Origin of the sequence: Lonsdalea britannica, from assembly GCF_002111595.1 — a bacterium.
In the GTDB taxonomy this organism is placed as follows: Bacteria; Pseudomonadota; Gammaproteobacteria; order Enterobacterales; family Enterobacteriaceae; genus Lonsdalea; species Lonsdalea britannica.
This window is the reverse complement of sequence record NZ_LUTN01000004.1, coordinates 58,104-82,779: the sequence shown is the minus strand read 5'-3', so window position 1 is coordinate 82,779 and position 24,676 is coordinate 58,104. Positions and strand designations below refer to the sequence as shown.

16 protein-coding genes, 3 tRNA genes and 3 pseudogenes are annotated in these 24,676 nt (G+C 56.8%); 16 read left to right on the top strand and 6 right to left on the bottom strand.

What is annotated here, in order from left to right:
- Positions 1–5: 5 nt before the first annotated feature.
- The 11 genes and pseudogenes from ptsP to recD all read left to right on the top strand — a co-directional run bounded on the left by ptsP (position 6) and on the right by recD (position 15,603).
- A complete protein-coding gene (gene ptsP / locus AU509_RS04700; RefSeq protein WP_094117773.1) occupies positions 6–2,252 on the top strand; it encodes a phosphoenolpyruvate--protein phosphotransferase in 2,247 nt (748 codons plus the stop codon).
- Positions 2,253–2,431: 179 nt separating this feature from the next.
- Positions 2,432–3,297: pseudogene (gene lgt / locus AU509_RS04695) on the top strand (prolipoprotein diacylglyceryl transferase).
- Between the two features lie 31 nt (positions 3,298–3,328).
- Positions 3,329–4,123, top strand: a complete 795-nt coding sequence (thyA, locus tag AU509_RS04690) for a thymidylate synthase (protein WP_085651493.1) — start codon at positions 3,329–3,331, stop codon at positions 4,121–4,123.
- A 272-nt stretch (positions 4,124–4,395) separates the two neighbouring features.
- The gene (locus AU509_RS04685; protein WP_244201029.1) at positions 4,396–4,887 is read left to right on the top strand and encodes a prepilin peptidase-dependent protein; all 492 of its coding nucleotides are present in this window, start codon (positions 4,396–4,398) and stop codon (positions 4,885–4,887) included.
- Positions 4,881–5,480 (top strand): prepilin peptidase-dependent protein, encoded by a 600-nt coding sequence (locus tag AU509_RS04680; RefSeq protein ID WP_094117772.1) that lies wholly within the window; start codon positions 4,881–4,883, stop codon positions 5,478–5,480. The genes AU509_RS04685 and AU509_RS04680 overlap by 7 nt, the downstream gene beginning before the upstream one ends.
- Positions 5,467–5,919: a YgdB family protein gene (locus tag AU509_RS04675; RefSeq protein WP_085651491.1), complete on the top strand. Its 453-nt coding sequence runs from the start codon at positions 5,467–5,469 to the stop codon at positions 5,917–5,919. The genes AU509_RS04680 and AU509_RS04675 overlap by 14 nt, the downstream gene beginning before the upstream one ends.
- Positions 5,906–6,304, top strand: a complete 399-nt coding sequence (locus AU509_RS04670; protein WP_085651490.1) for a prepilin-type N-terminal cleavage/methylation domain-containing protein — start codon at positions 5,906–5,908, stop codon at positions 6,302–6,304. The genes AU509_RS04675 and AU509_RS04670 overlap by 14 nt, the downstream gene beginning before the upstream one ends.
- A gap of 32 nt (positions 6,305–6,336) precedes the next feature.
- Positions 6,337–9,751, top strand: a pseudogene (recC, locus tag AU509_RS04665) (exodeoxyribonuclease V subunit gamma).
- 23 nt (positions 9,752–9,774) lie between these two features.
- A complete protein-coding gene (locus AU509_RS04660; protein ID WP_094117771.1) occupies positions 9,775–10,188 on the top strand; it encodes a hypothetical protein in 414 nt (137 codons plus the stop codon).
- Positions 10,185–13,748 (top strand): exodeoxyribonuclease V subunit beta, encoded by a 3,564-nt coding sequence (recB, locus tag AU509_RS04655; RefSeq protein ID WP_094117770.1) that lies wholly within the window; start codon positions 10,185–10,187, stop codon positions 13,746–13,748. Before AU509_RS04660 ends, recB begins: the two co-directional genes overlap by 4 nt.
- The gene (gene recD, locus AU509_RS04650; protein WP_094117849.1) at positions 13,741–15,603 is read left to right on the top strand and encodes an exodeoxyribonuclease V subunit alpha; all 1,863 of its coding nucleotides are present in this window, start codon (positions 13,741–13,743) and stop codon (positions 15,601–15,603) included. Before recB ends, recD begins: the two co-directional genes overlap by 8 nt.
- A 74-nt stretch (positions 15,604–15,677) precedes the next feature.
- Here recD and argA read toward each other — a convergent pair.
- A pseudogene (gene argA / locus AU509_RS04645) lies at positions 15,678–17,002 on the bottom strand (amino-acid N-acetyltransferase).
- A gap of 232 nt (positions 17,003–17,234) precedes the next feature.
- Between argA and amiC the strand changes: the two are divergent.
- Positions 17,235–18,473 carry an N-acetylmuramoyl-L-alanine amidase AmiC gene (amiC, locus tag AU509_RS04640; RefSeq protein ID WP_085651485.1) on the top strand — a complete coding sequence of 413 codons (1,239 nt, stop codon included), beginning with the start codon at positions 17,235–17,237 and terminating at the stop codon, positions 18,471–18,473.
- A gap of 113 nt (positions 18,474–18,586) precedes the next feature.
- On the opposite strand, the gene AU509_RS04635 is transcribed toward amiC, so the two are convergent.
- The 3 genes from AU509_RS04635 to AU509_RS04625 all read right to left on the bottom strand — a co-directional run bounded on the left by AU509_RS04635 (position 18,587) and on the right by AU509_RS04625 (position 18,918).
- Positions 18,587–18,663 (bottom strand) — tRNA-Met (locus AU509_RS04635).
- 51 nt (positions 18,664–18,714) lie between these two features.
- A tRNA-Met gene (locus tag AU509_RS04630) sits at positions 18,715–18,791 on the bottom strand.
- A gap of 50 nt (positions 18,792–18,841) precedes the next feature.
- A tRNA-Met gene (locus tag AU509_RS04625) sits at positions 18,842–18,918 on the bottom strand.
- Between the two features lie 226 nt (positions 18,919–19,144).
- On the opposite strand from AU509_RS04625, the gene mltA reads away from it, so the two are divergent.
- Both mltA and tcdA read left to right on the top strand, forming a co-directional pair.
- Positions 19,145–20,320: a murein transglycosylase A gene (gene mltA, locus AU509_RS04620; RefSeq protein ID WP_094117769.1), complete on the top strand. Its 1,176-nt coding sequence runs from the start codon at positions 19,145–19,147 to the stop codon at positions 20,318–20,320.
- Between the two features lie 170 nt (positions 20,321–20,490).
- On the top strand, positions 20,491–21,303 hold the full coding sequence (tcdA, locus tag AU509_RS04615; RefSeq protein WP_094117768.1) for a tRNA cyclic N6-threonylcarbamoyladenosine(37) synthase TcdA: 813 nt from the start codon (positions 20,491–20,493) through the stop codon (positions 21,301–21,303).
- On the opposite strand, the gene csdE is transcribed toward tcdA, so the two are convergent.
- A complete protein-coding gene (gene csdE / locus AU509_RS04610) occupies positions 21,304–21,747 on the bottom strand; it encodes a cysteine desulfurase sulfur acceptor subunit CsdE (protein WP_094117767.1) in 444 nt (147 codons plus the stop codon). It lies immediately after the preceding gene.
- Between the two features lie 5 nt (positions 21,748–21,752).
- On the bottom strand, positions 21,753–22,958 hold the full coding sequence (csdA, locus tag AU509_RS04605; protein WP_094117766.1) for a cysteine desulfurase CsdA: 1,206 nt from the start codon (positions 22,956–22,958) through the stop codon (positions 21,753–21,755).
- Positions 22,959–23,142: 184 nt separating this feature from the next.
- Between csdA and AU509_RS04600 the strand changes: the two genes are divergently transcribed.
- Positions 23,143–23,364 carry a YgdI/YgdR family lipoprotein gene (locus AU509_RS04600; RefSeq protein ID WP_094100895.1) on the top strand — a complete coding sequence of 74 codons (222 nt, stop codon included), beginning with the start codon at positions 23,143–23,145 and terminating at the stop codon, positions 23,362–23,364.
- A gap of 350 nt (positions 23,365–23,714) precedes the next feature.
- The gene (locus tag AU509_RS04595; RefSeq protein WP_094117765.1) at positions 23,715–24,644 is read left to right on the top strand and encodes a transcriptional regulator GcvA; all 930 of its coding nucleotides are present in this window, start codon (positions 23,715–23,717) and stop codon (positions 24,642–24,644) included.
- Positions 24,645–24,676: the final 32 nt, after the last annotated feature.

Genomic DNA, 24,676 nt, shown 5'->3' with positions numbered 1-24,676 from the left:
CCACCATGCTCACGCGCCTGCGAGAAGTCATTGAGAAAGTCGCCGCGACGGCGCAGTTATCGGATGCGCTGGATATTCTGGTCAACGAAATCTGTCTGGCGATGGACACCGAAGTCTGTTCTATTTACCTGGCCGACCACGATCGTCACTGCTATTACCTGATGGCGACCCGAGGGTTAAAAAAACCTCGGGGACGTCCCATCACTCTCGCTTTCGGGCAAGGGGTCGTCGGATTGGTCGGCGAGCGCGCTGAACTCATCAATCTGGCCGACGCCCAAAGTCACCCCAGCTTCCAATTCATTCCTGCGGTTCGGGAACAACAATTCCGTTCTTTCCTTGGCGTGCCGATTATTCACCGGCGTCAGCTGCTGGGCGTTCTGGTCGTGCAGCAAAGGGAACTGAGACAGTTCGACAAGAACGACGAATCTTTCATGGTGACGCTGGCCACGCAGATGGCGGCCATTCTGTCCCAGTCCCAGATCAAAGCGCTGTTTGGACAATACCGGCAAACGCGGATCAAAGCGCTGGCCGCCGCGCCGGGGGTGGCGATAGCCTCTGGCTGGCAGGATCGCAGTCAGCCCTCCCTGGAGCAGGTCTTTCCCGCGTCCAGTCTGGATAGCGATCGTGAACGTTCGCGCCTGCTGCAGGCGATGGAAAACGCCGCAGCGGAGTTCCGCCGCTACAGCAAACGCTTCAGCGCCAGCGCGCAGAAAGAAAGCGCCGCCATATTCGATCTCTATTCTCATTTGCTTAACGACGCCCGGTTAAAGCGAGAGCTAAGTCAGGAAGTGGATACCGGCAGTTCGGCGGAGTGGGCGGTCAAGGTCGTCATCGAGCGTTTTTCGGCCCAGTTCGCCACGCTGCAAGATACCTATCTGCGTGAGCGCGCCAGCGACCTGCGCGCGCTCGGACAGCGGCTGCTGTTTCATCTGGACGATAGCATTCAGGGCACGGCGCAATGGCCGGAACGTTTTATTCTGGTGGCGGATGAGCTGACGGCGACGCTGCTGGCCGAGTTGCCGCAAGACAGGCTAGCCGGGATAGTCGTTCACGAAGGCGCTGCCAACTCGCATGCCGCGATCCTGGTCCGGGCCATGGGGATCCCCACCCTAATGGACGCAGATATTCAGCCTGCGTTATTGCATCAGCGGCTGCTGATCCTTGACGGCTATCGCGGTGAGCTGCTGGTCGATCCCGAGCCGGTGCTGGTGCAGGAGTATCAGCGCGTACTGGATGAAGAGCTGGAGCTCAACCGGCTGACGGAAGATGACGGCAACCGCCCGGCCATGCTGAAAAGCGGCGAGCGCGTGCGCGTGATGCTTAATGCCGGTCTCAGCGCGGAGCATGAAAAACGCTTCATCGATCAGGTCGACGGCGTCGGTCTGTACCGCACGGAAATTCCCTTCATGGTGCAAAGTGGATTTCCTTCTGAGGACGAGCAGGTCGCGCAGTATGAAAGCATGCTGCGTCTTTATCCTGACAATCCGGTCATGCTGCGCACGCTGGATATCGGCGCCGACAAACCGTTGCCCTATATGCCGATCAGCGAGGAAAATCCCTCCCTGGGGTGGCGAGGCATTCGTGTCACGCTCGATCAGCCGGAAATCTTTCTGATACAGGTGCGTGCCATGCTGCGCGCCAACGCAGAGCTGGGCAATCTGCATATCTTGTTGCCGATGATCAACAGTCTGGACGAGATCGACGAAGCGCGTCGGTTGATCGACCGCGCGGCGGGCGAAGTGGCGGAAATGCTGAACTGCCCGCAGCCCCGGCCGCGTATTGGGATCATGATCGAAGTGCCTTCGATGCTGTTCCTGCTGCCTCATCTCAGTTCGCGCATTGATTTTGTTTCAGTGGGGACAAACGACCTCACGCAATATCTGCTGGCGGTGGATCGCAACAATCCCCATGTCGGCGCGCTGTACGACAGCCTTCATCCTTCGATGCTGCAGGCGTTGAATCTGATCGTCACGCAGTGCCGGCTGCAGCGTCTGCCGGTGTCGGTCTGCGGGGAAATGGCGGGCGAGCCGATGGGCGCTTTGCTGCTGATAGGTATGGGGTATCGCTCGCTGAGCATGAACGGACGCAGCGTGGCGCGTATCAAGTATCTGCTGCGTCACATCGATCAGGAAGATGCCGGGCGGCTTGCGGACAAAGCGCTGACGGCGCAGACCGCCACCGAGGCGCGACAGTGGGCATCGCTGTTTATTGAAGAACGAGGTTTGGGCGGCCTGATCCGCGGCGGCCGCTGACGCGATGTCACCGCAATTGATGAAGCGATGTTTTACAGATCTTTTGCTGCAACACCGGCATGGGGCCTAATACGTTATGCTATTATGCGCAACCGCGAAATGCGGCAGGCGTTCCATCGGTTTTCCTGCCTTTAGCTGAGCCCGTAATCAGGGACAAAACAACGAGAATGTGGTGATTGATGACGACGAGCTATCTGGAATTTCCTCAATTTGATCCGGTAATTTTTTCCATCGGCCCCGTATCGCTGCACTGGTATGGTCTGATGTACCTGGTTGGTTTTGTCTTTGCCATGTGGCTGGCGGTTCGTCGGGCGAACAAACCGGGCAGCGGCTGGAAAAAAGACGAAGTCGAAAACCTGCTTTATCTGGGCTTCCTCGGCGTATTCATCGGCGGGCGACTCGGGTATGTGCTGTTCTATGCTTTTTCCAGCTTCCTGGAAAATCCGCTTTACCTGTTCAAAGTCTGGGATGGCGGCATGTCGTTCCACGGCGGTCTGATCGGTGTGATTGTCGTCATGCTGTGCTTTGCCTACCGCACCCAGCGTAACTTCTTCCAGGTCTCCGACTTCATTGCGCCGCTGATACCGTTCGGCCTTGGCGCGGGCCGTCTGGGCAACTTCATCAACGGTGAACTGTGGGGCCGCGTGACGACTGACACGCCGTGGGCCATGCTGTTTCCCGGCTCGCGCGGCGAAGACGTCGTGCTAGCGGCGACGCACCCGGAGTGGCAGGAAATTCTGAATCAGTATGGCGTGTTGCCGCGTCACCCGTCGCAGTTGTACGAACTGCTGCTGGAAGGGGTTGTCCTGTTTATCATCCTGAATCTCTTTATCCGCAAACCACGTCCTATGGGCAGTGTGTCCGGCCTGTTCCTGATCGGCTACGGCCTGTTCCGTATCATCGTCGAGTTTTTCCGTCAGCCGGACGCGCAGTTAGGGCTTTTCAGCGGCATCATGAGCATGGGACAAATCCTGTCGATTCCGATGGTGCTGGCAGGTCTTCTGATGATGATTTGGCTTATCGCCGTCAGCCTGCCCGGCAGTGATGGCAACGATTCAATATTTAAATGAGGTAGTATGAAACAGTATCTGGAACTGATGAAAAAAGTGCTTGATGAGGGGACGCCAAAAGACGACCGCACGGGCACGGGTACGCTATCGATTTTCGGTCATCAGATGCGTTTCAACTTGCAGCAGGGATTCCCGCTGGTGACAACTAAACGCTGCCATTTGCGCTCCATTATCCATGAACTGCTGTGGTTCCTGAACGGCGATACCAACGTCGGTTATCTGCACGAAAACAAAGTCTCCATTTGGGATGAATGGGCCGATGATAATGGCGACCTGGGGCCGGTGTACGGCAAACAGTGGCGCTCATGGGGCGCGGCGGATGGCCGTCAGATCGATCAGCTGGAGAAAGTGATGACCCAGTTGAAACAGGATCCGGACTCCCGTCGCATCATCGTCTCCGCCTGGAATGTGGGCGAGCTCGATCAGATGGCGCTGGCGCCTTGCCATGCGTTTTTCCAGTTTTATGTCGCCGACGGCAAGCTCTCTTGCCAGCTTTACCAGCGTTCATGCGATGTATTCCTGGGGCTGCCGTTTAACATCGCCAGCTATGCGCTGCTGGTGCACATGGTAGCGCAACAGTGCGATCTGGAAGTTGGTGACTTCGTCTGGACAGGGGGCGACACGCACCTTTACAGCAACCATATGGAACAGACACATCTGCAGCTAACGCGTGAACCGCGTCCGTTGCCGAAACTGATCATCAAACGTCGCCCCGCCTCTCTGTTTGACTACCGTTTCGAAGACTTCGAAATCGAAGGTTACGATCCGCATCCGCCGATCAAAGCGCCTGTCGCGATCTAACCGTTAATGTGAGGCGTTCGCGCCTCTGGTCCTGACTCCGGCGGCATCGCCCGATATCGCCGGAGTGAATACAGGCGTCGTTGGGCCAGTCATGAAAATATCCTGTGGGCGATTCGCCGACAGGTTTTTTTTTGTGCTCAAGATGGTTTTTGCGAACCGCTTCGCATTTAAATAGTAATAATCTGTTTTCGCTTCAAAAAATCTACGCGGCGCTGCGCAAAGCCGATACCATTTTGCTGTCGGAAATAGGGATTGTCGCTACACTGAGCGGCATGAAAAAATGCAATGGATGGCAACAGGGGTTCACCCTGCTGGAGTTAGTGATGGTAATAGCGGTGATATCTCTCCTGGTCGGCGCAGGACTACATAGCTGGTTAGGATATCGTCAGTCGATGCTGCTGGAGCAAAATGCACGGCAGTTGATGAGCGTCGTGGCGCGTATACAAACTCAAGCCAACTGGCGTAACGAGACGCATACGGCGCAGGTACTTCGTGTCGGGGAACGTTGGTGCGTAGGGCCGGCGACATCAGGCGGCGACTGTCCGGCGGACAGCGCGCATTTTTTTATTCCGACATCGCGCGATATTAAGCTGGTCGACGCTACGGCGCAGCAGTTTTCCTTCTTTGGTCTGCGCCATACGGCGCAATCGGGCCACCTGACGTTGGGAAGTGCGGCGGGGCGTATCCGGTTGGTCCTTTCCGTGCGTGGGCGATTGAGGCTGTGCAGTGAAGGTCAGCCGCTGTTGGGTACTCCAATATGCTGATGCCGGATAGAAAATGTCGTATCGGCGGTTTTTCTCTGCCGGAAGTCATGCTGGCGCTTGGCATTGTCAGCATCATTATTCTTGCGGTCGTACAGCTGTTTTCTGTGCTGAATAAGCAGAGTCAGCAGGGACTCAACGCCTTTCGTCTTGAGCAAACGCTCAGCCAGGCCCTATCCGTTATCGAAAAAGATATCCTTCGCGCGGGATTTTGCGCGGGAAGTTGCCGGGGCGAGGCGATTACGTTGAGCCCCGACGGCGCGAATTCGACTCAAAGTTGCCTGACGGTTGCCTACGACGTGAACCGTAGCGGTCACTGGGACCCCGGCGAACGGCAGGAGGGCGAATTTTTCAGCTATCGTCTGCGCGAGGGGGCGCTTGAGGTCCAAACCGGCTATGCCCATTGCCGGGGGAAACGCTGGGAGAAATTCTTCGACCCCAATGAAGTGACCATCACCGGATTTCAGGTTTCTTCACAACAGGGCAGTCGAGGAACGTTATACCTGCTGGGGCTGTCAGGCTACTGGACTGACAGGCCGCAGATCAAACAGCAGGTGCAGCGGTGGGTCGCGAGGCGTAATCATGATGCCGTCTAAATGTCACCAGTCGGGCAACGCCTTGATGATCGTCATGGTGCTTATCTCCCTTGGGGTGCTGTTGCTGGTCGGTATGCAAAAGCAGTTGGAAACCTGGATGGAACAGGGCAAGGACGAACAGCATTACTGGAAAGCCTTCAATCAGGGGCTATCTTCTCTTGAATGGGGAATGAGTCAACGCTGGCAGGAAAATGGGGATATGTGGCAGTGTCGCACGCTCTCGATGGACCGCCTGCGGGTTTGTTTGCATATATCTTCTTCCGGCAATCAGGGCGTGTTGCGGGGCGAGGGGCAGTTTGAAGTGAATACGCCGCCGCTGCGGTTATATCAGCGCGTCGCGGCGCAGACCATCGACGGTGCCGTGCTGCTGCAGGCGATGTCGCAGGGATGGCTCGACTTCTGCCCAGAACCGGAGGCGCGTTACTGTGTCGTTCATTAAGAAACTGTCGTTCGACGGAAATCAGAGCGGGTTTAGCCTGCTTGAAACGCTGATTGCCGCATTGCTGTTCGCGGTTTCTCTGACCGGATTATTGCAATATCATTTAATACTTCAACGGTCGCTACAGTACCAATGGCAGCAGCGTCAGGCCTGGCGGTGGGTAAATGAACAGCTAGAGGCACAGGACGCAGGCGTGCCCGTCCAAACCGTCACCGCGTCGTTGCCGGAAGGTTGGACCAGCTCTCTCAACGTGCAACCGTACGGCCCGCAGTGCCAGCGGGTCACGGCGGCCGTAGTGACGCCGCGGCACTATTCCGCCTCGCTCACGCGTTGGCTCTGCTATCCGCCGACGGACACTGAAGAGCCCACTTCGAATACATCATAAACATAAACGGCAGCGCACGGTCAGGAGTCACCATGTTCACGGTTTACCATTCCAATCAGCTGGATATATTGAAGGAGCTGACGGCGGTGCTAATGCAGCAACAGCCGCTTACCGACCCTTTCCAGCCGGAAATGGTGTTAGTACAAAGTCCGGGTATGGCGCAGTGGCTCCAAATTGAACTGGCCGAGAAATTTCATATCGCCGCTAATATCCAATTTCCGCTGCCGGGCGTCTTTTTGTGGGACATGTGTCGGCGGCTGATCCCCGAAATTCCCAAAGAAAGCGCCTTTAGCAAAGAAGCCATGAGCTGGAAACTGATGCATCTGCTGCCTCAGCAGCTGGACGATCCGGCTTTCGCTCTATTGGCCCACTATCTGGAAGAGGACAACGATGATCGCAAGCTGCATCAACTGGCCGGTCGCACGGCCGATCTGTTCGATCAATATCTGATTTATCGTCCTGACTGGATTATGCGCTGGCAGCAGGAACTGTGGGTGGATGAGGCCGGGGATGCTCAGCAGTGGCAGGCGCCGCTCTGGCGGCGGCTGGTGGAATACACGCAATCTCTGGGACAACTAGAATGGCACCACACCATCCTGTATCAGCGGTTTGTTCAGGTGCTTGAACAGGCGGAACGCCGTCCTCCCGGCCTACCGGATCGGGTCTTTATCTGTGGCATTTCCGCACTGCCGCCGGTTTATCTACAGGCCTTGAATGCGTTGGGCAAACATATCGACGTACACCTGCTGTTTACCAATCCCTGTCGCTATTATTGGGGCGACATACAAGATGAGGCGTCACTGGCCCGCCTGAAAGGACGCCAGTGGCGCTTGTATCAGCATCGGCATATGACGGCAGAAAGCCGCCCCTTGTTCCGCGATCCGGCGCGTGCCGAGTCCTTGTTTAAAGAGGATGGCGAACAAAATGTGGGTAATCCGCTGCTGGCCTCCTGGGGCAAGCTGGGGCGCGACAATTTACATTTACTGGAGCAGCTCGATGAGACGAACGGCGTCTCTGCATATGTCGATATCGAGGAGCAGCATCTGCTTAGCGGGCTACAGCGGGATATTCTGGAGCTGGAAGACAGCCGTATCGTCGTGACTGGCAAGAACAGCGACATCGCCCTGACGGAAGACGATAGCGTAGAACAGAGACGCCACAAACGTCCTCTGACACCGGGGGATCGTTCCGTCTCCGTGCATGCCTGCCATAGTCCGCAGCGTGAGGTGGAAGTGCTGCATGACCAGCTCCTGGCGATGATGGCCGATGATCCCGACCTGATGCCGCGCGACATCATCGTGATGGTGGCGGACATTGACAGCTATTCGCCGTTTATTCAGGCCGTCTTTGGTAACGCGCCGGAAGATCGCTATCTGCCGTTTTCCATCTCCGATCAGCGCGCGCGTCATGCGCATCCTGCTTTGCAAGCGGTGCTGTCATTGTTGGAACTGCCGACCAGCCGATTTATGGCGGAACAGGTATTGGCGCTCTTAGAAGTTCCTGCGCTGGCGAGTCGATTCGGCATTCACGAAGAGGGGCTAAGACGCCTGCGGCTTTGGGTGACGGAGTCCGGCATTCGCTGGGGGTTGGACGACGACAACGTCAGAGAGCTGATGCTGCCGCCGACCGGTCAGCACACCTGGCGTTTCGGCATCACACGTATGCTGCTGGGGTATGCGATGGACAGCCACGCGGGCGACTGGCGCGGCGTGCTTCCTTATGATGAATCCAGCGGGCTGATCGCCGAGCTGGCCGGACAGCTGGCGGATTTGCTGATGCAGTTAAGCCAGTGGCGGCAGCGTTTGCAGCAGCCGCGGACGTTGGAAGAGTGGCAGCCGCTGTGTCGTCAACTGGTGGACGATTTCTTTTTGCCGGACGGTGACGCCGAAGCGGCATTGACGCTGATCGAGGAGCACTGGCAGCAGATTATCAACACTGGCATGCTGGCGCGCTATCCGCAGTCCGTGCCCGTCACGCTGTTACGCAGCGAGCTGGCCGGTCGGCTCGACCGGGACAGGCTCAGTCAGCGTTTCCTGGCTGGCGCCGTGAATTTTTGCACGCTGATGCCGATGCGTTCTATCCCTTTTAAAGCAGTCTGCCTGCTGGGCATGAACGATGGCGTTTATCCGCGTACGCTGCCGCCGCTGGGTTTCGACCTGATGTCCCGGCATCGCCGCCGCGGCGATCGCAGCCGACGGGAAGATGACCGCTACCTGTTTCTGGAGGCGTTGCTGTCGGCGCAGAATCGACTTTATATCAGCTATATCGGCCACTCCATTCAGGATAACAGCCCGCGTTTTCCCTCCGTGCTGGTCAGTGAGCTGCTGGACTACATCGCCCAAAGTTACTGTGTGCCGGGCGATGAAGATCTGGACGGCGACGTCAGCGCCGAACGTCTTTTGGCGGTGCTCTGTTGCGAGCATCCGCGCATGCCGTTTGATGCGGATAATTTCATCGCCGACGGCACGCCGCAGAGTTTTGCCGCCGAGTGGCTGGCGGCGGCGGGGCGTGAAGGCGCAAGCCAACCCCCGTTCGACCTGCCGTTGCCGGAGCAGCAGTACGACGAAGTGACGCTGGACGAACTAAAACGCTTCTACCGGCATCCTGTACGCGCATTTTTCCAACTGCGTCTCGGTGTGAATTTTGTGCTCGACGATCAGGAGCTGCGAGAAGAGGAGCCATTTTTAGTCGATCACCTCGATCGCTATCAGATGAATACCCTGCTGCTGAATGCCTGATCAACGACGGGGATGCGGATTTACTCTATCGGCGCATGCGCGCGGCTGGGGAGCTGCCTTATGGCGCCTTCGGCGAGCTGTATTGGCAGACGCAGCTGGATGAAATGCGCGATCTGGCGGCTCGCGTGCGCGAAGAGCGGCAGTTGGACATGTTGGATAGCCAGGAACTAGATATTACGCTCGATGGCGTACGCGTCACGGGCTGGCTGACGCAAATTCAGCACGACGGTTTGCTGCGCTGGCGTCCCGGGAAAATTTCGCTGGTGGATGGCATGATGCTGTGGTTGGAGCATCTGGCTACTGTCTGAACGGCGGGGAAGGCGATAGTCGGATCTACGGGCGGGAAGACAGCGGCTGGCGTTTTCCTGCGCTGAGCGAAGCGCAGGCGCGGGAGTTTATGGCATTAATGATTAGCGGCTATCAGCAAGGGATGAATCAACCATTGTTGTTGCTTAATCGCTCCGGCGGCGCCTGGCTGAAGGTCATCTACGATCGTGACAGCGACAGCCTGTTGTCCGATGAAACCACCCTCAATAAAGCGCAGCAAAAGCTGCTGGAAGCGTGGCAGGGAACGTTCAACCTGTCCGGCGAAGGGGAAGATTATTATCTGCAGCGAATCGTACGGGAGATGGACCTTGAACGGATTGCACAGGTGACGGTCGCAGCGGAAACCTGGCTACTCCCCGCTGTACGGTTCAACCAGTTTTGAACGGCAACCGGTGGAGCGAGGTCGTGTCTCTGAGATCCGCAAAAAAAGCGCTGCAGAAACGCGTTGCCGTAGCGCAACAAGACATTACGGCGGTGCCGACCCAATGGCAGGCAATGTCCACGACGAATATCGAACTGTATCGGCAACGGTGCATCAGCACATCAATACCGTCGCGACAGGCGTCAGGAAAAAAAATGCGCGCGTTGGGCTCGTTAGAGCGGGAGCGGCGTGCCTTGCTCAAACGCAGTTTATTGCTGCGAGCGCTGATTTCGACGCGGGAGCCGAACTTTTTCAATCCTATGCTGAGGCTGAATATTTTGCGACAGAGTGTCTGCGTTAAAAGGCTGATGGATGAGAAGGCGGCTAAACGGGGTCGTCATTTCAACATTTGCGCCTTACTCCACATCGTGTCACCTCAGCAGGCAAAAAAACCATGACGACAGTGACTCCTCATTCTCTTGATTTATTCACGTTGCCGCTGTCTGGCGAGCGATTGATCGAAGCGTCGGCGGGAACGGGCAAAACCTATACTCTGTCCGCGCTTTATCTCCGTTTACTGCTGGGGCTAGGTGGTGAACACGCCTATCCGCGTCCCTTGCTCGTCGAAGAGATTCTGGTGGTTACCTTTACGGAGGCGGCGACGGAAGAACTGCGCGAGCGTATCCGTAAAAATATCCATGCTCTCTATCTCGCCTGTCTGGGCGGAGAGGAGGGTGATGCGCTCATGCAGCAACTGCTGGCCGACATCCCGCAGGGTTGGCATCAGGAGGCGGCCGAGGTGCTGCTGCGAGCGGAGCGACAGATGGATGAAGCCGCCATCTACACGATTCATGGCTTCTGCCAGCGGATGCTGACGACCCACGCCTTCGAGTCCGGCATCCTGTTCGAACAGCGACTGCTGGAAGATGAGCAGCCGCTGCGCCGTCAGGCCTGCGCCGACTTCTGGCGTCGCTACTGCTATCCGCTGCCTCTGGACGTCGTGAGGGTGTTGAGTGAACAGTGGCGGGGGCCAGAAGCCTTGTTGCAGACGCTGCTGCCGTATCTTCACGGTGAAACGCCGACGCTGCGTAAACCGCAGCAGGAAGAAACGCTGCTGGAGCGTCATCAGCGTATTGTGGCGCTGATTGATAGCTTCAAACACGCGTGGCGTGAAGCGTCTGGTCTCGAGGCGCTGATCAGTGCGTCGGGGGTCAATAAGCGGAGTTACAGCAGTCGCAATCTGCCCAACTGGATACACAAAATTGGCGAGTGGGCCGAACAGCCAACGCAGAGTTACCAGCTGCCGAAAGATCTGAAACGCTTTAGCCAGCAGGCGCTGATCGATAGCACGACCAAAGGCGAACCGCCGTTGCACCCGGTGTTCAGCTCGGTGGATCAGCTGTTGCAGGAGTCACTGACGCTCAAGGATCTGGTCATCTGGCTGGCGCTGAGAGAGATCAAGCGCACGGTGCGGGAAGAGAAACAGCGCCGGGCGGAGCTGGGCTTCGACGATCTCTTGGGGCGTTTGGATGAGGCATTGCAGCAGCCGGAAGGCGCGCAGTTGGCGGAGGCGATTCGCACGCGTTATCCGGTGGCGATGATCGATGAATTTCAGGACACGGATACCCAGCAATATCGCATTTTCCATACGATCTATGCTGACCAGCCACAGTGTGGCTGGTTAATGATTGGCGACCCGAAGCAGGCGATTTATGCCTTTCGCGGGGCGGATATTTTCACCTACATGCGCGCGCGCGCGGAGGTGTCGTCACACTATACGCTAGACACCAACTGGCGATCCGCGCTGGGCATGGTGGCGGCGGTGAACCAGCTGTTCCAGCGCGTCGATGCCCCATTTATTTTCGAGCAAATACCGTTTCTGCCCGTCAACCCGGCGCCGCCCAACCAGTCTTATGCTTTTGAAATGAACGGCGTGAAAACGCCGGCGCTGCAGTTCTGGCTGAGCGGTCAGGAAGGCACCGGGGTAGGAGAATATCAGCAGGTGATGGCTCGTCAGTGCGCAGGGCAGATCCGCGACTGGCTGACCGCCGGCCAGTTGGGGCAGGCATGGCTGATGAAGGGCAAAGGCCAAAAGAGCCCTGTGCAGGCGGCGGATATCACCGTATTGGTGCGCAGCCGCCGTGAGGCGATGCTGATCCGCCAGGCGCTGAACCGTCTGTATATTCCGTCGGTCTACCTGTCCAACCGCGACAGCGTATTCACCACGGCGGAAGCACGGGAAATGCTGTGGATCCTGCAGGCGGTGCTGGCGCCGGAACAGGAGCGCGCGCTGCGTGCGGCGATGGCGACCACCATCATGGGAATGGATGCGCCGTCGCTGGACGCGCTGAGCCGCAGTGAAGCAAGTTGGGATGCGCTGGTTGACGAGTTTTCCCGCTACCGGCAGCTCTGGCTGCAGCGCGGCGTTCTACCGATGCTGCGTGCGCTGATGACGCATCGTCGACTGGCGGAGGATGTGCTGGCGAGCGTCGACGGCGAACGTCGCCTGACGGATATTCTGCATATCGGCGAACTGTTGCAGGAGGCCTCGGCGTCGTTAGACAGTGAACACGCGCTGGTGCGCTGGTTGGCCCAGCAGATCGCCCAGCCTAACCCGCAGGCGGAAAATCAGCAGCTCCGGCTGGAGAGTGACCGCCATTTGGTACAGATAGTCACCATTCACAAATCCAAGGGGTTGGAATACCCACTGGTCTGGTTGCCCTTCATCGGCAATTTTCGCCCTCAGCAGGAAGGTATCTATCATGACCGGAAAAACTTTCGGGCCATGCTGGATCTGCAAAACGGCGAAGAGAGTCAGCAACTGGCGGAAGAAGAGCGGTTGGCGGAGGATTTACGGTTGCTGTACGTGGCGTTGACCCGCGCCGTTTATCACTGTGCGGTCGGGGTCGCGCCGTTGTTTCAGGGAACCCGGAAGAAAGAGGGCGATAGCGATATGCATCGTAGCGCGCTGGGCTATTTGTTGCAGCGCGGTGAGGCCGCGAGCGCTGAGGCGTTAATCGCTGAGCTTGAAGGCATGGTAGGCGAGGGTATCGGCTTAAGCATAGCGGCAGCGCAGGATGAACAGCCGTGGCAGCCCGAGCTGGCGTTGCCGCCGTCGCTCGAGGCGCGCCGCAACACCCGTCGGCTGCGCGACGGCTGGCGGGTGACCAGCTACTCAGGGTTGCAGCAGCATGGCTCCGAGACCATTCAGGGGTTGTTGCCTCGTTTCGATATCGACTCGATGGGCGAAACGGCGGAAGAGGACGTGGAAGAGCGTTCGCCGCATTCGTTTCCGCGCGGCGCCGCGCCGGGCACGTTTCTGCACAGCCTGTTCGAGACGCTGGATTTCACCCAGCCGATCGATGACGAGTGGCTACTGGAACAGCTTCGGCACTATGGCATTGAGGATGAGTGGTTATCGGTGCTGAAACCCTGGATGGAGAACGTTCTGAGCTTGCCGCTTAACGATGACGGGATTCGGCTCGCCGAGCTGGGTAACGGGCATAAACAGGCCGAGATGCAGTTCTATCTGCCGATCCAGCGGATGCTCACCGCCGACGCGTTGGATAGTCTGATACGACATCATGACCCGCTCTCCGCGCTCTGCCCGGCCTTATCGTTCCAGCAGGTCAAAGGCATGCTGAAGGGATTTATCGACCTGGTGTTTGTCTGGGAGGGGCGTTACTACCTGCTGGATTACAAATCCAACTGGCTGGGGCATGACGCCAGCGCCTATACGCAGGATGCCATGATGCGGGCGATGGCGGAACATCGGTACGATTTGCAGTATCAGCTCTACACGCTGGCGTTGCATCGTTATCTGCGACACCGGCTGCCAGACTACGACTACGAACAGCACTTCGGCGGCGTTTTTTATCTGTTTTTACGCGGCGTCAGCGCCGAGCATCCCGGCAACGGGATCTATTTCTCGCGTCCGTCCCGGGCGTTTGTCGACGATATGGATGGTTTGTTTTGCGGCGAAGAGGTAACGGAGGGCGCGCATGTCGGGCATGATTGAACTGTTGGAAGAAGCGCGTCAGCGGCGTTGGTTGCGTCCGCTGGACGTGCAGTTTGCCCGGATGCTGGCGGACGACGACCAGCCGTATCTCCTGCTGGCGGCGGCGTGCCTCAGCGCCTACGTGGGCGCGGGGCACGTTTGTCTGCCGCTGTCACAGCTTCATCCTAACGCCTTGTTTGACGGTCGGGATCGGGCGCTGGCTCAGGAAATCTGGCAGCGGTTAGGGAAACCGGATGAAGGTGAATGGCGACAGCGGTTGTTGAACGAACCCGCCGTCGGCGAGGGTGAAGATCCTGCCCCGCTGGTTTTTCAGCAGGACAATCTGTACCTGCAGCGCAGCTGGCAGGGAGAGTGCCGAGTCGCGCAGTTTATCGCCGGTAATCGTGCCGAGCCTGTCTATGACGAAGCCCGTATCCGCGTGGTGTTGGATGGCCTGTTTCCTGCGGTGGAGGGCGAAGCCGACTGGCAAAAGATCGCAGCGGCGGTCGCACTGACCCGGCGAATTGCGGTGATTTCAGGAGGGCCGGGTACCGGTAAAACGACGACGGTCGCCAGACTGCTGGCGGCGCTGATAGAACTGCAGGATGGGCCGTCGCCGCGTATTCAGCTGGCGGCGCCCACTGGAAAAGCCGCCGCGCGTCTCACCGAATCGTTGGGCAGCGTGTTAAGCCAGCTGCCGCTCAGCGACGCTCAGCGAATGGCTTTTCCGCAGGAAGCTACCACGCTGCACCGCCTGTTGGGGGCGGTGCCGGACAGCCAGCGTCTGCGCTACCATCAGGATAATCCGCTGCATTTGGATGTCCTGGTGGTGGACGAAGCCTCGATGGTCGATCTTCCGATGATGGCGAATCTGATCGCCGCGCTGCCGCCGCAGGCCCGCATCATCCTGTTGGGCGACCGCGACCAGCTGGCTTCGGTCGAGGCCGGGGCGGTGCTGGGCGACATCTGTCGCTTCGCCGAACAGGGCTATAGCCAGAAGCGCGGTCTGCAGCTGAATCGCCTTACCGGTTGCACGTTAGAACCGGGCTCGGCGGAAAATGCCTCGGTGGCTGACAGCATTTGTCTGCTGCGCAAGAGTTACCGTTTCACAGCGGACTCGGGCATTGGTCAGTTCGCGAAGGCGGTCAACCGGGGCGACGAAGCACAGCTACAGGCTATTTTGCAGCACGGGTATGACGATATCGTCTGTCTGCCTCTGGCGGATAACGCAGACTATCAGCGCCTGTTGGATCAGGCGGTGGACGGGTACACGGATTATCTTCAGCGTATTCATCGCGGTGATGCTCCGGAGCAAGTACTGCGAGCTTTTCAACGTTACCGACAGCTGTGTGCGCTACGAGAGGGGCCGTTTGGCGTCGCCGGACTGAATCAGAGGATTGAACGCGCATTGCAGGTGGCGGGACTGATTCAACGGCCCACGCTTAATGGCGGGCGCTGGTATGTCGGCCGTCCGGTAATGGTTGAGCGAAACGACGCGGTGCTGGGGCTATTCAACGGCGACATTGGCATTAGTATGACGAACGAACAAGGGGAGCTGCGGGTCTATTTCCAACTGCCGGATGGTCGAACCAAATCGGTCGCGCCTAGCCGTCTGCCGCCGCATGAAACGGCCTATGCTATGACGGTGCATAAGTCTCAAGGCTCCGAGTTCGAACACACGTCGCTGGCGCTGCCGAATCACTTTCTACCCGTCTTGACGCGTGAGTTGGTGTACACCGCGATCACTCGCGCTCGACAGCGTCTGTCGCTTTTCAGCGATAGCGCAATATTGTGTCGGGCGGTGAGTACGCCGACGCAGCGCTATAGCGGACTTGAGGCGCGTATTCGATCTTTGATGGTGGAGTCGTCGGGTTAAATCGAAAAGGATGAAAGAAAGAGGCGGCGCGAAAGAACAGAGCTTTCGCGCCGGTCTGGTCCGGCGTGAGCGCTTTAGAGGTCCAGGACAAGTATTTTCGAGCGGCGCTGATAGTTATACAGCTCCTGCTTACGCCTTGGCAGCATCGCGACTTCAGCGGGCTGGAAGCCGCGCTCCTGGAACCAGTGGATACTGTGCGTCGTCAGCACGAACAGGCGTTTAAGTCCCTGATGACGGGCCTGAGTCTCGATGTGATGCAGTAGCTGGTCGCCTCGGGAAGAGTTGCGGTATTCCGGATGCACCGCCACGCACGCCATCTCGGCAATGCTTTCTTCAGGGAACGGATAAAGCGCCGCACAGGCGATGGTCAGGTTGTCTCGAACGACCACGGTGAATTTGTCGATTTCCATTTCCAGCTGTTCGCGGGAGCGACGCACCAGGATCCCTTGCTGTTCCAGCGGATGAATCAGTTCCAGAATCCCCCCGATATCGTTGATGGTCGCGCGGCGCACCTGCTCGGCGCTCTCCATGACGACCTGCGTCCCGATACCATCGCGGGAAAACAGCTCCTGCAATAGCGCGCCCTCTTCCTGATAGCTGATGAGGTGGCTGCGGCGTACTCCGCTGCGGCAGGCTTTTACGGCACCGCGCAGGAAACGTACCACTTCGGAATTGAAGTCTTCCACTTCCTCTTGGCTCTGAATCAGGTGCTGTGCCTCTTCCGGCAGCATTTCCGGAATTACATTACCGTTCTCGTCGGTGACGCCTTGCTCGGCGCAGAAGCCGATCATCTTTTCCGCCCGCAGTTTTATCGCCAGCTGCGTCGCTACCTCTTCTGAGGTTAAATTGAAGCTTTCGCCGGTCACGGAAACTGCTACAGGGCCGAGCAGCACGATAGCGCCGCTCGCCAGCTGTCGATGAAGCGCCTCTTCGTCGATACGACGAATACGGCCGCTATGGCAGTAGTCCACGCCGTCATCCACGCCAAGCGGTTGGGCGATGACGAAATTGCCGCTGACGACGTTGATATGCGCGCCCTGCAGCGGCGTATTGGTCAGGCTCATCGACAGGCGGGCGGTGATGTCCAGCTGTAGCATGCCGGCGGCTTGCTTCACCAGCTCCAGCGTAGTGCTGTCGGTGATACGGGTATGTTTGTGGTAGGTCGGCTCGCAATGGTGTGCGACCAGATTGGCGTCGATCTGCGGACGGGCGCCGTAGACAACTACCAGCTTGATGCCCAGGCTGTGAAGCAGACCGATGTCGCTGACGATATTGCTGAAGTTTTCATGCTCAATCGCTTCACCGCCGAGCATGATGACGAACGTTTTTCCGCGATGCGCGTTGATATAAGGAACTGAATGGCGGAAGCTTGGACCAGTTCTGTACTACGTTCCTTCACTGCGAGCCCCCTGAATTTTTATTCGGTATTTTTGTATTTTTATTCTTAATGGCGTAAAAGGCAAGCGTTTCATCGTCCGCATTTTTTCATGCCGCGACCCCTGTATTCACGCTCAAGCGGGAAACTTTTTCCATGACAGTATGGGGCAGATTCGCTAAAGTTTCGGGCGTTTCTGAAAAACATAACCTTTTTATCGTCATTAGTTGTTACCCCGTACGTAAACCGGAGCTGCATGTCTGATTCGAATCACCCCCTGACCCGCCGAAGACTATTACAGGGTGCGGCTGCGACCTGGCTGTTGAGTGTTACCGGCGTGGGTATCGCCGCCACATCGCAGATTATCGCCGTGCGTATCTGGCCTGCATCGGCCTATACCCGCGTCACGCTGGAATCCAGTCATCCTCTGAAGTATCGGCAGTTCATGCTGGATAATCCCCGGCGGTTGGTGGTGGACATCGAAAATGTCTCGCTGAACAGCGTGCTAAAAAATGTAGGCCAGCGTTTCAATCAAGGCGACCCTTATATCAAGACCGCCCGGGCAGGACAGTTCGACAAGCGGACGGTGCGGCTGGTGCTGGAACTGAAGCAGCAGGTCAGCCCCAAAACATTCGCGCTGTCGCCGGTCGCCGGATTCAAAAATCGTCTGGTGCTTGATCTTTACCCGATCGAGGGTCGCTACGACAATGCGGAAGATCCGCTGCTGGCGTTGCTGGAGGATTACAACAAGGGCGATCTTGAACGTACGCTGCCGACGGAGGCGCCGCTTGCCGGAAAGCCCGGTCGGGAAAGACCGCTGGTGGTGATGTTGGATCCGGGACATGGCGGGGAAGATCCCGGCGCGATCGGCAAAAATCGGACGCGTGAAAAGGACGTCGTGCTGCAAATTGCGCGTCGCCTGAAAGCGTTGATCGATCGTGAACCCAACATGAAAGCGTATATGACACGCAATGAAGACGTATTTATACCGCTACAGGTGCGAGTGGCGAAAGCCCGCAAGCAGCGGTCCGATTTGTTTGTTTCCATTCACGCGGATGCGTTTACCAACCGTGCGGCTAAAGGGTCGTCGGTCTTTGCGCTGTCGAAAAAGGGAGCGACCAGTTCTGCTGCGCGTTTTCTGGCACAGACTCAGAACGAATCCGACCTCATCGGTGGGGTCAGCATGAGCGGCGATCGCTATCTCGACCACACGATGCTGGATATGGTGCAGACGCTGACAATTAGCGATAGCCTCAAGTTCGGCGGAGAAATTCTGCGTCGGATGGGGCGCATCAACCACCTGCATAAAAATAGCGTCGACCAGGCGGGATTCGCGGTATTAAAAGCGCCGGATATTCCCTCTGTTTTGGTGGAAACCGCCTTTATCAGTAATCCGGAAGAAGAGCGTAAATTGCGTACTGCACGATTCCAGCAGCAGGTGGCGCAATCTATTTTCGAAGGGATCAAAGCGTATTTCGCTCAGCGGGCCAGATAGTTAGCGAAGAGAAGGGGAGGACGGGCTACGGTGCGTCCCTTTCGATTTGAAAAACCTGAAGATGAGGTGGCCCTAAAACGCAAAAAACACCCGTTAAGGTGCTTAATGTTAATTGGTTGCGGGGGCCGGATTTGAACCGACGACCTTCGGGTTATGAGCCCGACGAGCTACCAGACTGCTCCACCCCGCGTCCGTATTCTGACTTTTCTTTCTTACTGCTTTTCACTTCTCAGGCATAAATTGGTTGCGGGGGCCGGATTTGAACCGACGACCTTCGGGTTATGAGCCCGACGAGCTACCAGGCTGCTCCACCCCGCGTCCGTATTATGGCTTTTCTTTCTTACTGCTTTCACGTCTCAAACGTGAATTGGTTGCGGGGGCCGGATTTGAACCGACGACCTTCGGGTTATGAGCCCGACGAGCTACCAGGCTGCTCCACCCCGCGTCCGTGGAAGCGCACTATACTCTCCAAGCGTTTCTATGCAACCCCTTTTTGGCAAAAATCCATGATTTAACTTGTCTTTGTTTGTTTCTTCATCTATTACCGCAAAACAGGTAAGGATATTGTTTATGTGGAACGGCGCGGTTTGGGGGATTGATCGCATTTCATTTTACCGACCCGTTTGCTATCGTTCCGCGTTGGACACCACTTATGAAGAGAGCGCGGAAGAATGAAAGGATGGCGGGGCAGTTATGTGTTAGTCGGCTTAGTGATCGCCGTTTTGGCGGGATGTCAGAGTCGACCTACCGATCAGGGTCAGCAGTATAAAGACGGACATCTCACTCAGCCTCTAAAAATGGTGAACGAACCTAACACGCACGGCAAGCCGATCAACGCTGGCGACTTCGCCAGTCAAGTCACGCACATTCAGACAGATTCTCCCTCGCTTTATAGCAACAATAACGCCACGTTCCAGGCCATTCAAAACTGGATGCTGTCAGGCGGCGATACACGTGAACTCAACAAGTTCGGTTTAGGCTCCTGGCAAATGGAAGGGGTCGACGGCTTCGGCAACGTTCAGTTCACCGGCTACTACACTCCGGTGGTACAGGCTCGTTACACCCGCCAGGGGGAGTTCCAGTATCCTATCTATGGCATGCCGTCGCGGGGCAAGAAAAACCGTCGTCTTCCGGATCGCGCGGGCATTTACGCAGGCGCGCTCGGCAATGCTCCGATTTTGGGTTGGAGCAACTCTTTAATGGATAACTTCATGATGGAAGTGCAGGGAAGCGGGTATGTCGACTTCGGTGACGGCCGGCCTCTGACATTCTTTGCTTACGCAGGCAAAAACGGTCATGCCTACCGCAGCATTGGCAAAGTCCTGATTGATGAAGGTGAAGTTGCGAAAGAAAATATGTCGATGCAGGCGATCCGTCATTGGGCGGATACCCATTCGGAACAGGAAGTTCGTCAACTGCTGGAACAGAATCCTTCCTTTGTGTTCTTCAAACCGATGGACGCAGCGTTAGTGCGTGGCGCGAGCGCGGTGCCTCTGGTTGCCAAAGCGTCGGTCGCCTCCGACCGATCGTTGATCCCCGAAGGGAGCGTGCTGCTGGCGGAAGTTCCGCTGCTGGATAATCAGGGCAAGTTCAACGGCAAATATGAAATGCGCCTGATGATTGCATTGGATGTCGGCGGTGCGATCAAGGGACAGCACTTCGACATCTATCAGGGGATCGGCCCTGAAGCGGGTCATGCCGCCGGTTTTTATAACCACTATGGGCGAGTCTGGGTGTTGCGTAACACGCAGCCGCAAAGTTCCGAGCTGTTGCTGAGCGCTACGCCAGCGCAGACAACCAGCGGCGGATTACTAGGAAAGCCGCCGGTGGTGACCTTCTCTGAGTAATGGCATCACGAAGCGGGCTCTGCGCCCGCTTCGTCATCTTTGCGCTCTGACCGCGAATTCTCCACAAAGCTGACATTTCGTTTTATCTCTCACTCCGCAAATGCGTCGCACTGCGTTATCATCCTCGCCGTTTGTTTTCTCCAAGTCGTTACCCGTAAAGGTGGTTAGTCATGAGTTCACAGTTATCTGAAAGCTATCTGCAGCGCTTCGGCGGTACGGCCCGGCTGTACGGGCAGCAGGCGTTGTCGCTGTTCGCCGAGGCGCACGTTTGCGTGATTGGCATCGGTGGCGTCGGCTCCTGGGCGGCGGAAGCGCTGGCGCGTACGGGTATCGGCGCGATCACCTTGATTGATATGGACGATGTCTGCGTCAGTAATACCAATCGACAGATTCATGCGCTGCGTCAGCATACCGGTCAGCCTAAAACGGAAGTGATGGCGGAGCGAATTCTCGCGATCAATCCGGAGTGTCGGGTGACCTGCGTGGATGACTTCATCAGTCCGGACAACATGGCAGAGTTGTTGAATCAGGAATTCAGCTACGTGATTGATGCCATCGACAGCGTGAGGGCGAAAGCTGCGTTGTTAGCTTACTGCCGACGCAACAAGATCCCGGTTGTCACGACCGGCGGTGCTGGCGGGCAGATCGATCCCACGCGTATCGCTGTCGTGGATCTGGCTAAAACCATTCAGGATCCCCTAGCGGCCAAGCTGCGCGAGCGTCTGAAGCACGATTTTAATGTCGTGAAGAACAGCAAAGGTAAGCTGGGTATCGACTGCGTATTTTCCAGTGAGGCACTGGTTTATCCTCAGCTCGACGGCAGCGTTTGCGCGTCCAAACAGACCGCAGATGGCGTGAAACGGATGGATTGTGCGTCCGGATTCGGCGCGGCGACAATGGTAACCGCCACCTTTGGATTTGTGGCGGTTTCACATGCGTTAAAGAAAATGATGGCGAAAGACCAGCGTCAAAATAGCCTGTAATCAGGACTCTTGACGCGCAATGTCCTTAATTCTGGCGGCCAGCGCCGCCAGTCCGGCGGAGCGTGACGCGCTCAGCTGAGCTTTCAGCGCCAATGTTTCCAGCAGCGCCAGCGGGTCTTGCTGTTGCAATTGCGCTGCGGTTTTTCCTTCAACCCCTGTAAGCAGTATCGCCAGCAACCCACGAACGATGCGCCCATCGCTGTCGCCGTAGAAATGCAGCGTTCCAGACGCTGTCCGTTCGTACCCCAACCACACCTGATTTTCACACCCAGATAACGCAATGGCGGACTGCTTTTTATCTTCAGGTAATGGGGGAAGCTGTTTGGCCAGCAAAATGATCTGGCGATAGCGATCTTCCCAACTGCGGCAAGCGCTGAAACGTTGGCGCAGATCGTCTTCGGTGATGTCGCAGCCAAAAGGGTGGTGAGTCGTATTCAAAGTCATGTGGTTTAGTCCAGCAGCAGGTCGAGCGCTTTACGCGTCGCGGCGAGCAATTGCGCCACGTCCTGCTCATTATTATAAGGGGAGAAAGAGGCTCGCAGGGTGCCTTTTACGCCGAGGGCGGTCATCAGCGGTTGAGCGCAGTGATGCCCGGCACGTAGCGCGATGCCTTCTTCCGCCAGTAGGGCGACAAGATCGCTGTGGTGTACGTCGCTGAATGTAAAGGACAGCAGGCTGCTACCGGCGCTGCGCCAACGGCGAAAACCGGGCAGCGTCATCAAAGCGTGCTCAGCCTGTTCGGCCAGTGCGACGCTGTGCTGTTCCGCTGCGTGACGGTCGTAGGTTTCAAGCCATTCGAGGGTAGCGGAAAGACCGATAACACCCGCGATATGCGGTGTTCCTGCTTCAAATTTCTGCGGGCTGCCTTGCGGAATAAAACCGTCAAAAGAGACTTCCTGCATCATCTTACCGCCGCCTTGCCAGGGCGGCATATCGGCTAACAGCTCGGGTTTGCCGTACAGGACGCCGATGCCGGTGGGGCCATACAGCTTGTGAGCAGAAAACGCATAAAAATCGATATCTAATGCCGAGACATCGACGGACGTATGCACGATCCCCTGCGCGCCATCGACCACAACGACAGCGCCTGCTTGATGCGCGAGCGTAATGGCGCGCTGCAAGTCCGGTTGCCCACCGGTGACGTTGGACATTTGAGTGATCGCCAGAATGCGCGTTCGGGACGACAGCAAAGAGGGCAGGCGTTCAACGTCCGGCAGTAGGTCATCGCCCAGCGGCAGTTTCACGACGCTCGCGCCGGTTTGCCGGGCCACCATCAGCCAAGGCAATAGGTTGGCGTGATGCTCGGCTTCGCTGACGACAATCTCATCGCCTGGAGAGAGCAAAGGACGGGCAAAGCTCTGTGCGACCAGATTGATGGATTCCGTCGCCCCTCGCGTCCAGATCACGCTGCGCGGATCGGGCGCGCCGATCAGTGTCGCGACCTGCTGCCGCGTGTCCTCAAAACACTGGGTCAGTCGTTGCGCCTCGCGATGCTGGCTGCGATGCACGTTGCCGCTTGGCAAACCGTAATAGCGGCTCACGGCGTCGATCATTGACTGGGGTTTGAGCGCGGTCGCGGCGCTGTCCAGATAGACGCCGGGCTGCTGAAGCGCTGGGAACTGTTGGCGAAAGTGGGGGGCGTTAAACGGTTTCATGACTGTCCTCTATTCAGGGGGCGGATCCTGTCCCATTTTTCAGGCGTAAACAAGTTTCGGACAATACTTACACGTTCTCAGTGGCAAAAACGAGGCGGGTTGCTACGCTTAATAGTGTCAAGTTGTGGAATTTAATGGCGTTCAATAGAAGATATTAAACTTATAAAACTACTCGGAGTGTAATATGAAAAATAAAATATCAATCATTGCGGCCATTGTGATGGCCTTCTCTGTGGTGGCCTGCTCCAGCAACTATGTTCTGCACACCAATGACGGACGGACCATCATCGCGGACGGCAAACCGAAAGTGGACAATGATACCGGCCTGATCAGCTACACCGATGCTTTTGGTCACGAACAGCAGATCAACCGTTCCGATGTGAAACAGATGACGGAAGTGAAATAAACCGTCTCGACGCTCACCAGCGAGTTGCACCAATGAAAAAAAAAGCACCGCAATCTTGCGGTGCCTTACACAATATTGTGAATAGACAGGGGAAAAACAGGAAATGAAAAGGTAGCAGAGCTACCTTGTCTGAGATTCAGACGGTAAATAGTAAACACAACATCACATCCACAAGCCAAAGCACTTCGGTTACCCCTCCGTACTTTTCGTTCCGACTCAGGAAGTGCCGCTAATATAGGTATTTGCTGGTGCATCCTCAACGGACAATTTATAATGTCTCGGATTAAAAAAACTAATGAGTTATCATGCATCAGACCCGCGCTGACAGGCCTGAGCCAATAATCCGATCTATGTCAAAACGACTACCTCCTCTTAATGCGTTGCGCGTGTTTGATGCCGCCGCCCGCCACCTGAGTTTTACCAAAGCAGCGGAAGAGCTGTTTGTGACTCAGGCTGCCGTGAGCCATCAAATTAAATCACTCGAAGATTTTCTCGGCCTTAAATTATTTCGTCGTCGCAATCGTTCGCTGCTGCTGACGGAAGAAGGGCAAAGCTATTTTTTAGACATCAAAGAAATCTTTCTCTCCTTGAACGACGCCACGCGCAAACTGCAGGCACGCAGCGCCAAAGGGGCGTTGACGGTGAGTATGCTGCCGAGTTTCGCCATCCATTGGCTCGTACCTCGGTTGTCCAGTTTCAATGCTGACTATCCGGGGATCGATGTCCGCATTCAGGCGGTATCCCGAGAGGAAGATCACCGTCTGGCGGACGATGTCGACGTAGCGATTTTTTATGGTCGAGGCAACTGGCCGGGACTGCGGGTGGAGAAACTTTACGCGGAGTATTTATTGCCGGTTTGTTCTCCTCAATTGCTGACAGGAGAGCACCCGCTGAATGTGCCGGCGGATTTGGTTCGCCATACTTTATTGCATGATGCTTCCCGCCGCGACTGGCTAACTTATACGCGGCAATTGGGCATTCAGCAGATCAACGTTCAGCAGGGGCCGATATTCAGTCATAGCGCGATGGTGTTACAGGCGGCGATCCACGGTCAGGGGATCGCGCTGGCGAATAATGTGATGGCGCAGACGGAAATCGAAGCGGGCAGATTGGTGTGTCCGTTCAATGATGTGCTGGTGAGTAAAAACGCTTTTTATCTGGTATGTCATGACAGTCAGGCAGAACTGGGTAAAATAGCCGCCTTTCGCCAGTGGATACTGGCGCGTGCGGCGAGCGAACAGGAGAAATTCCGCTTCCGCTATGACAGCGGCTCGCGCTGAATCTTTGGGATTCGAGCACCTTGTTTACCTCA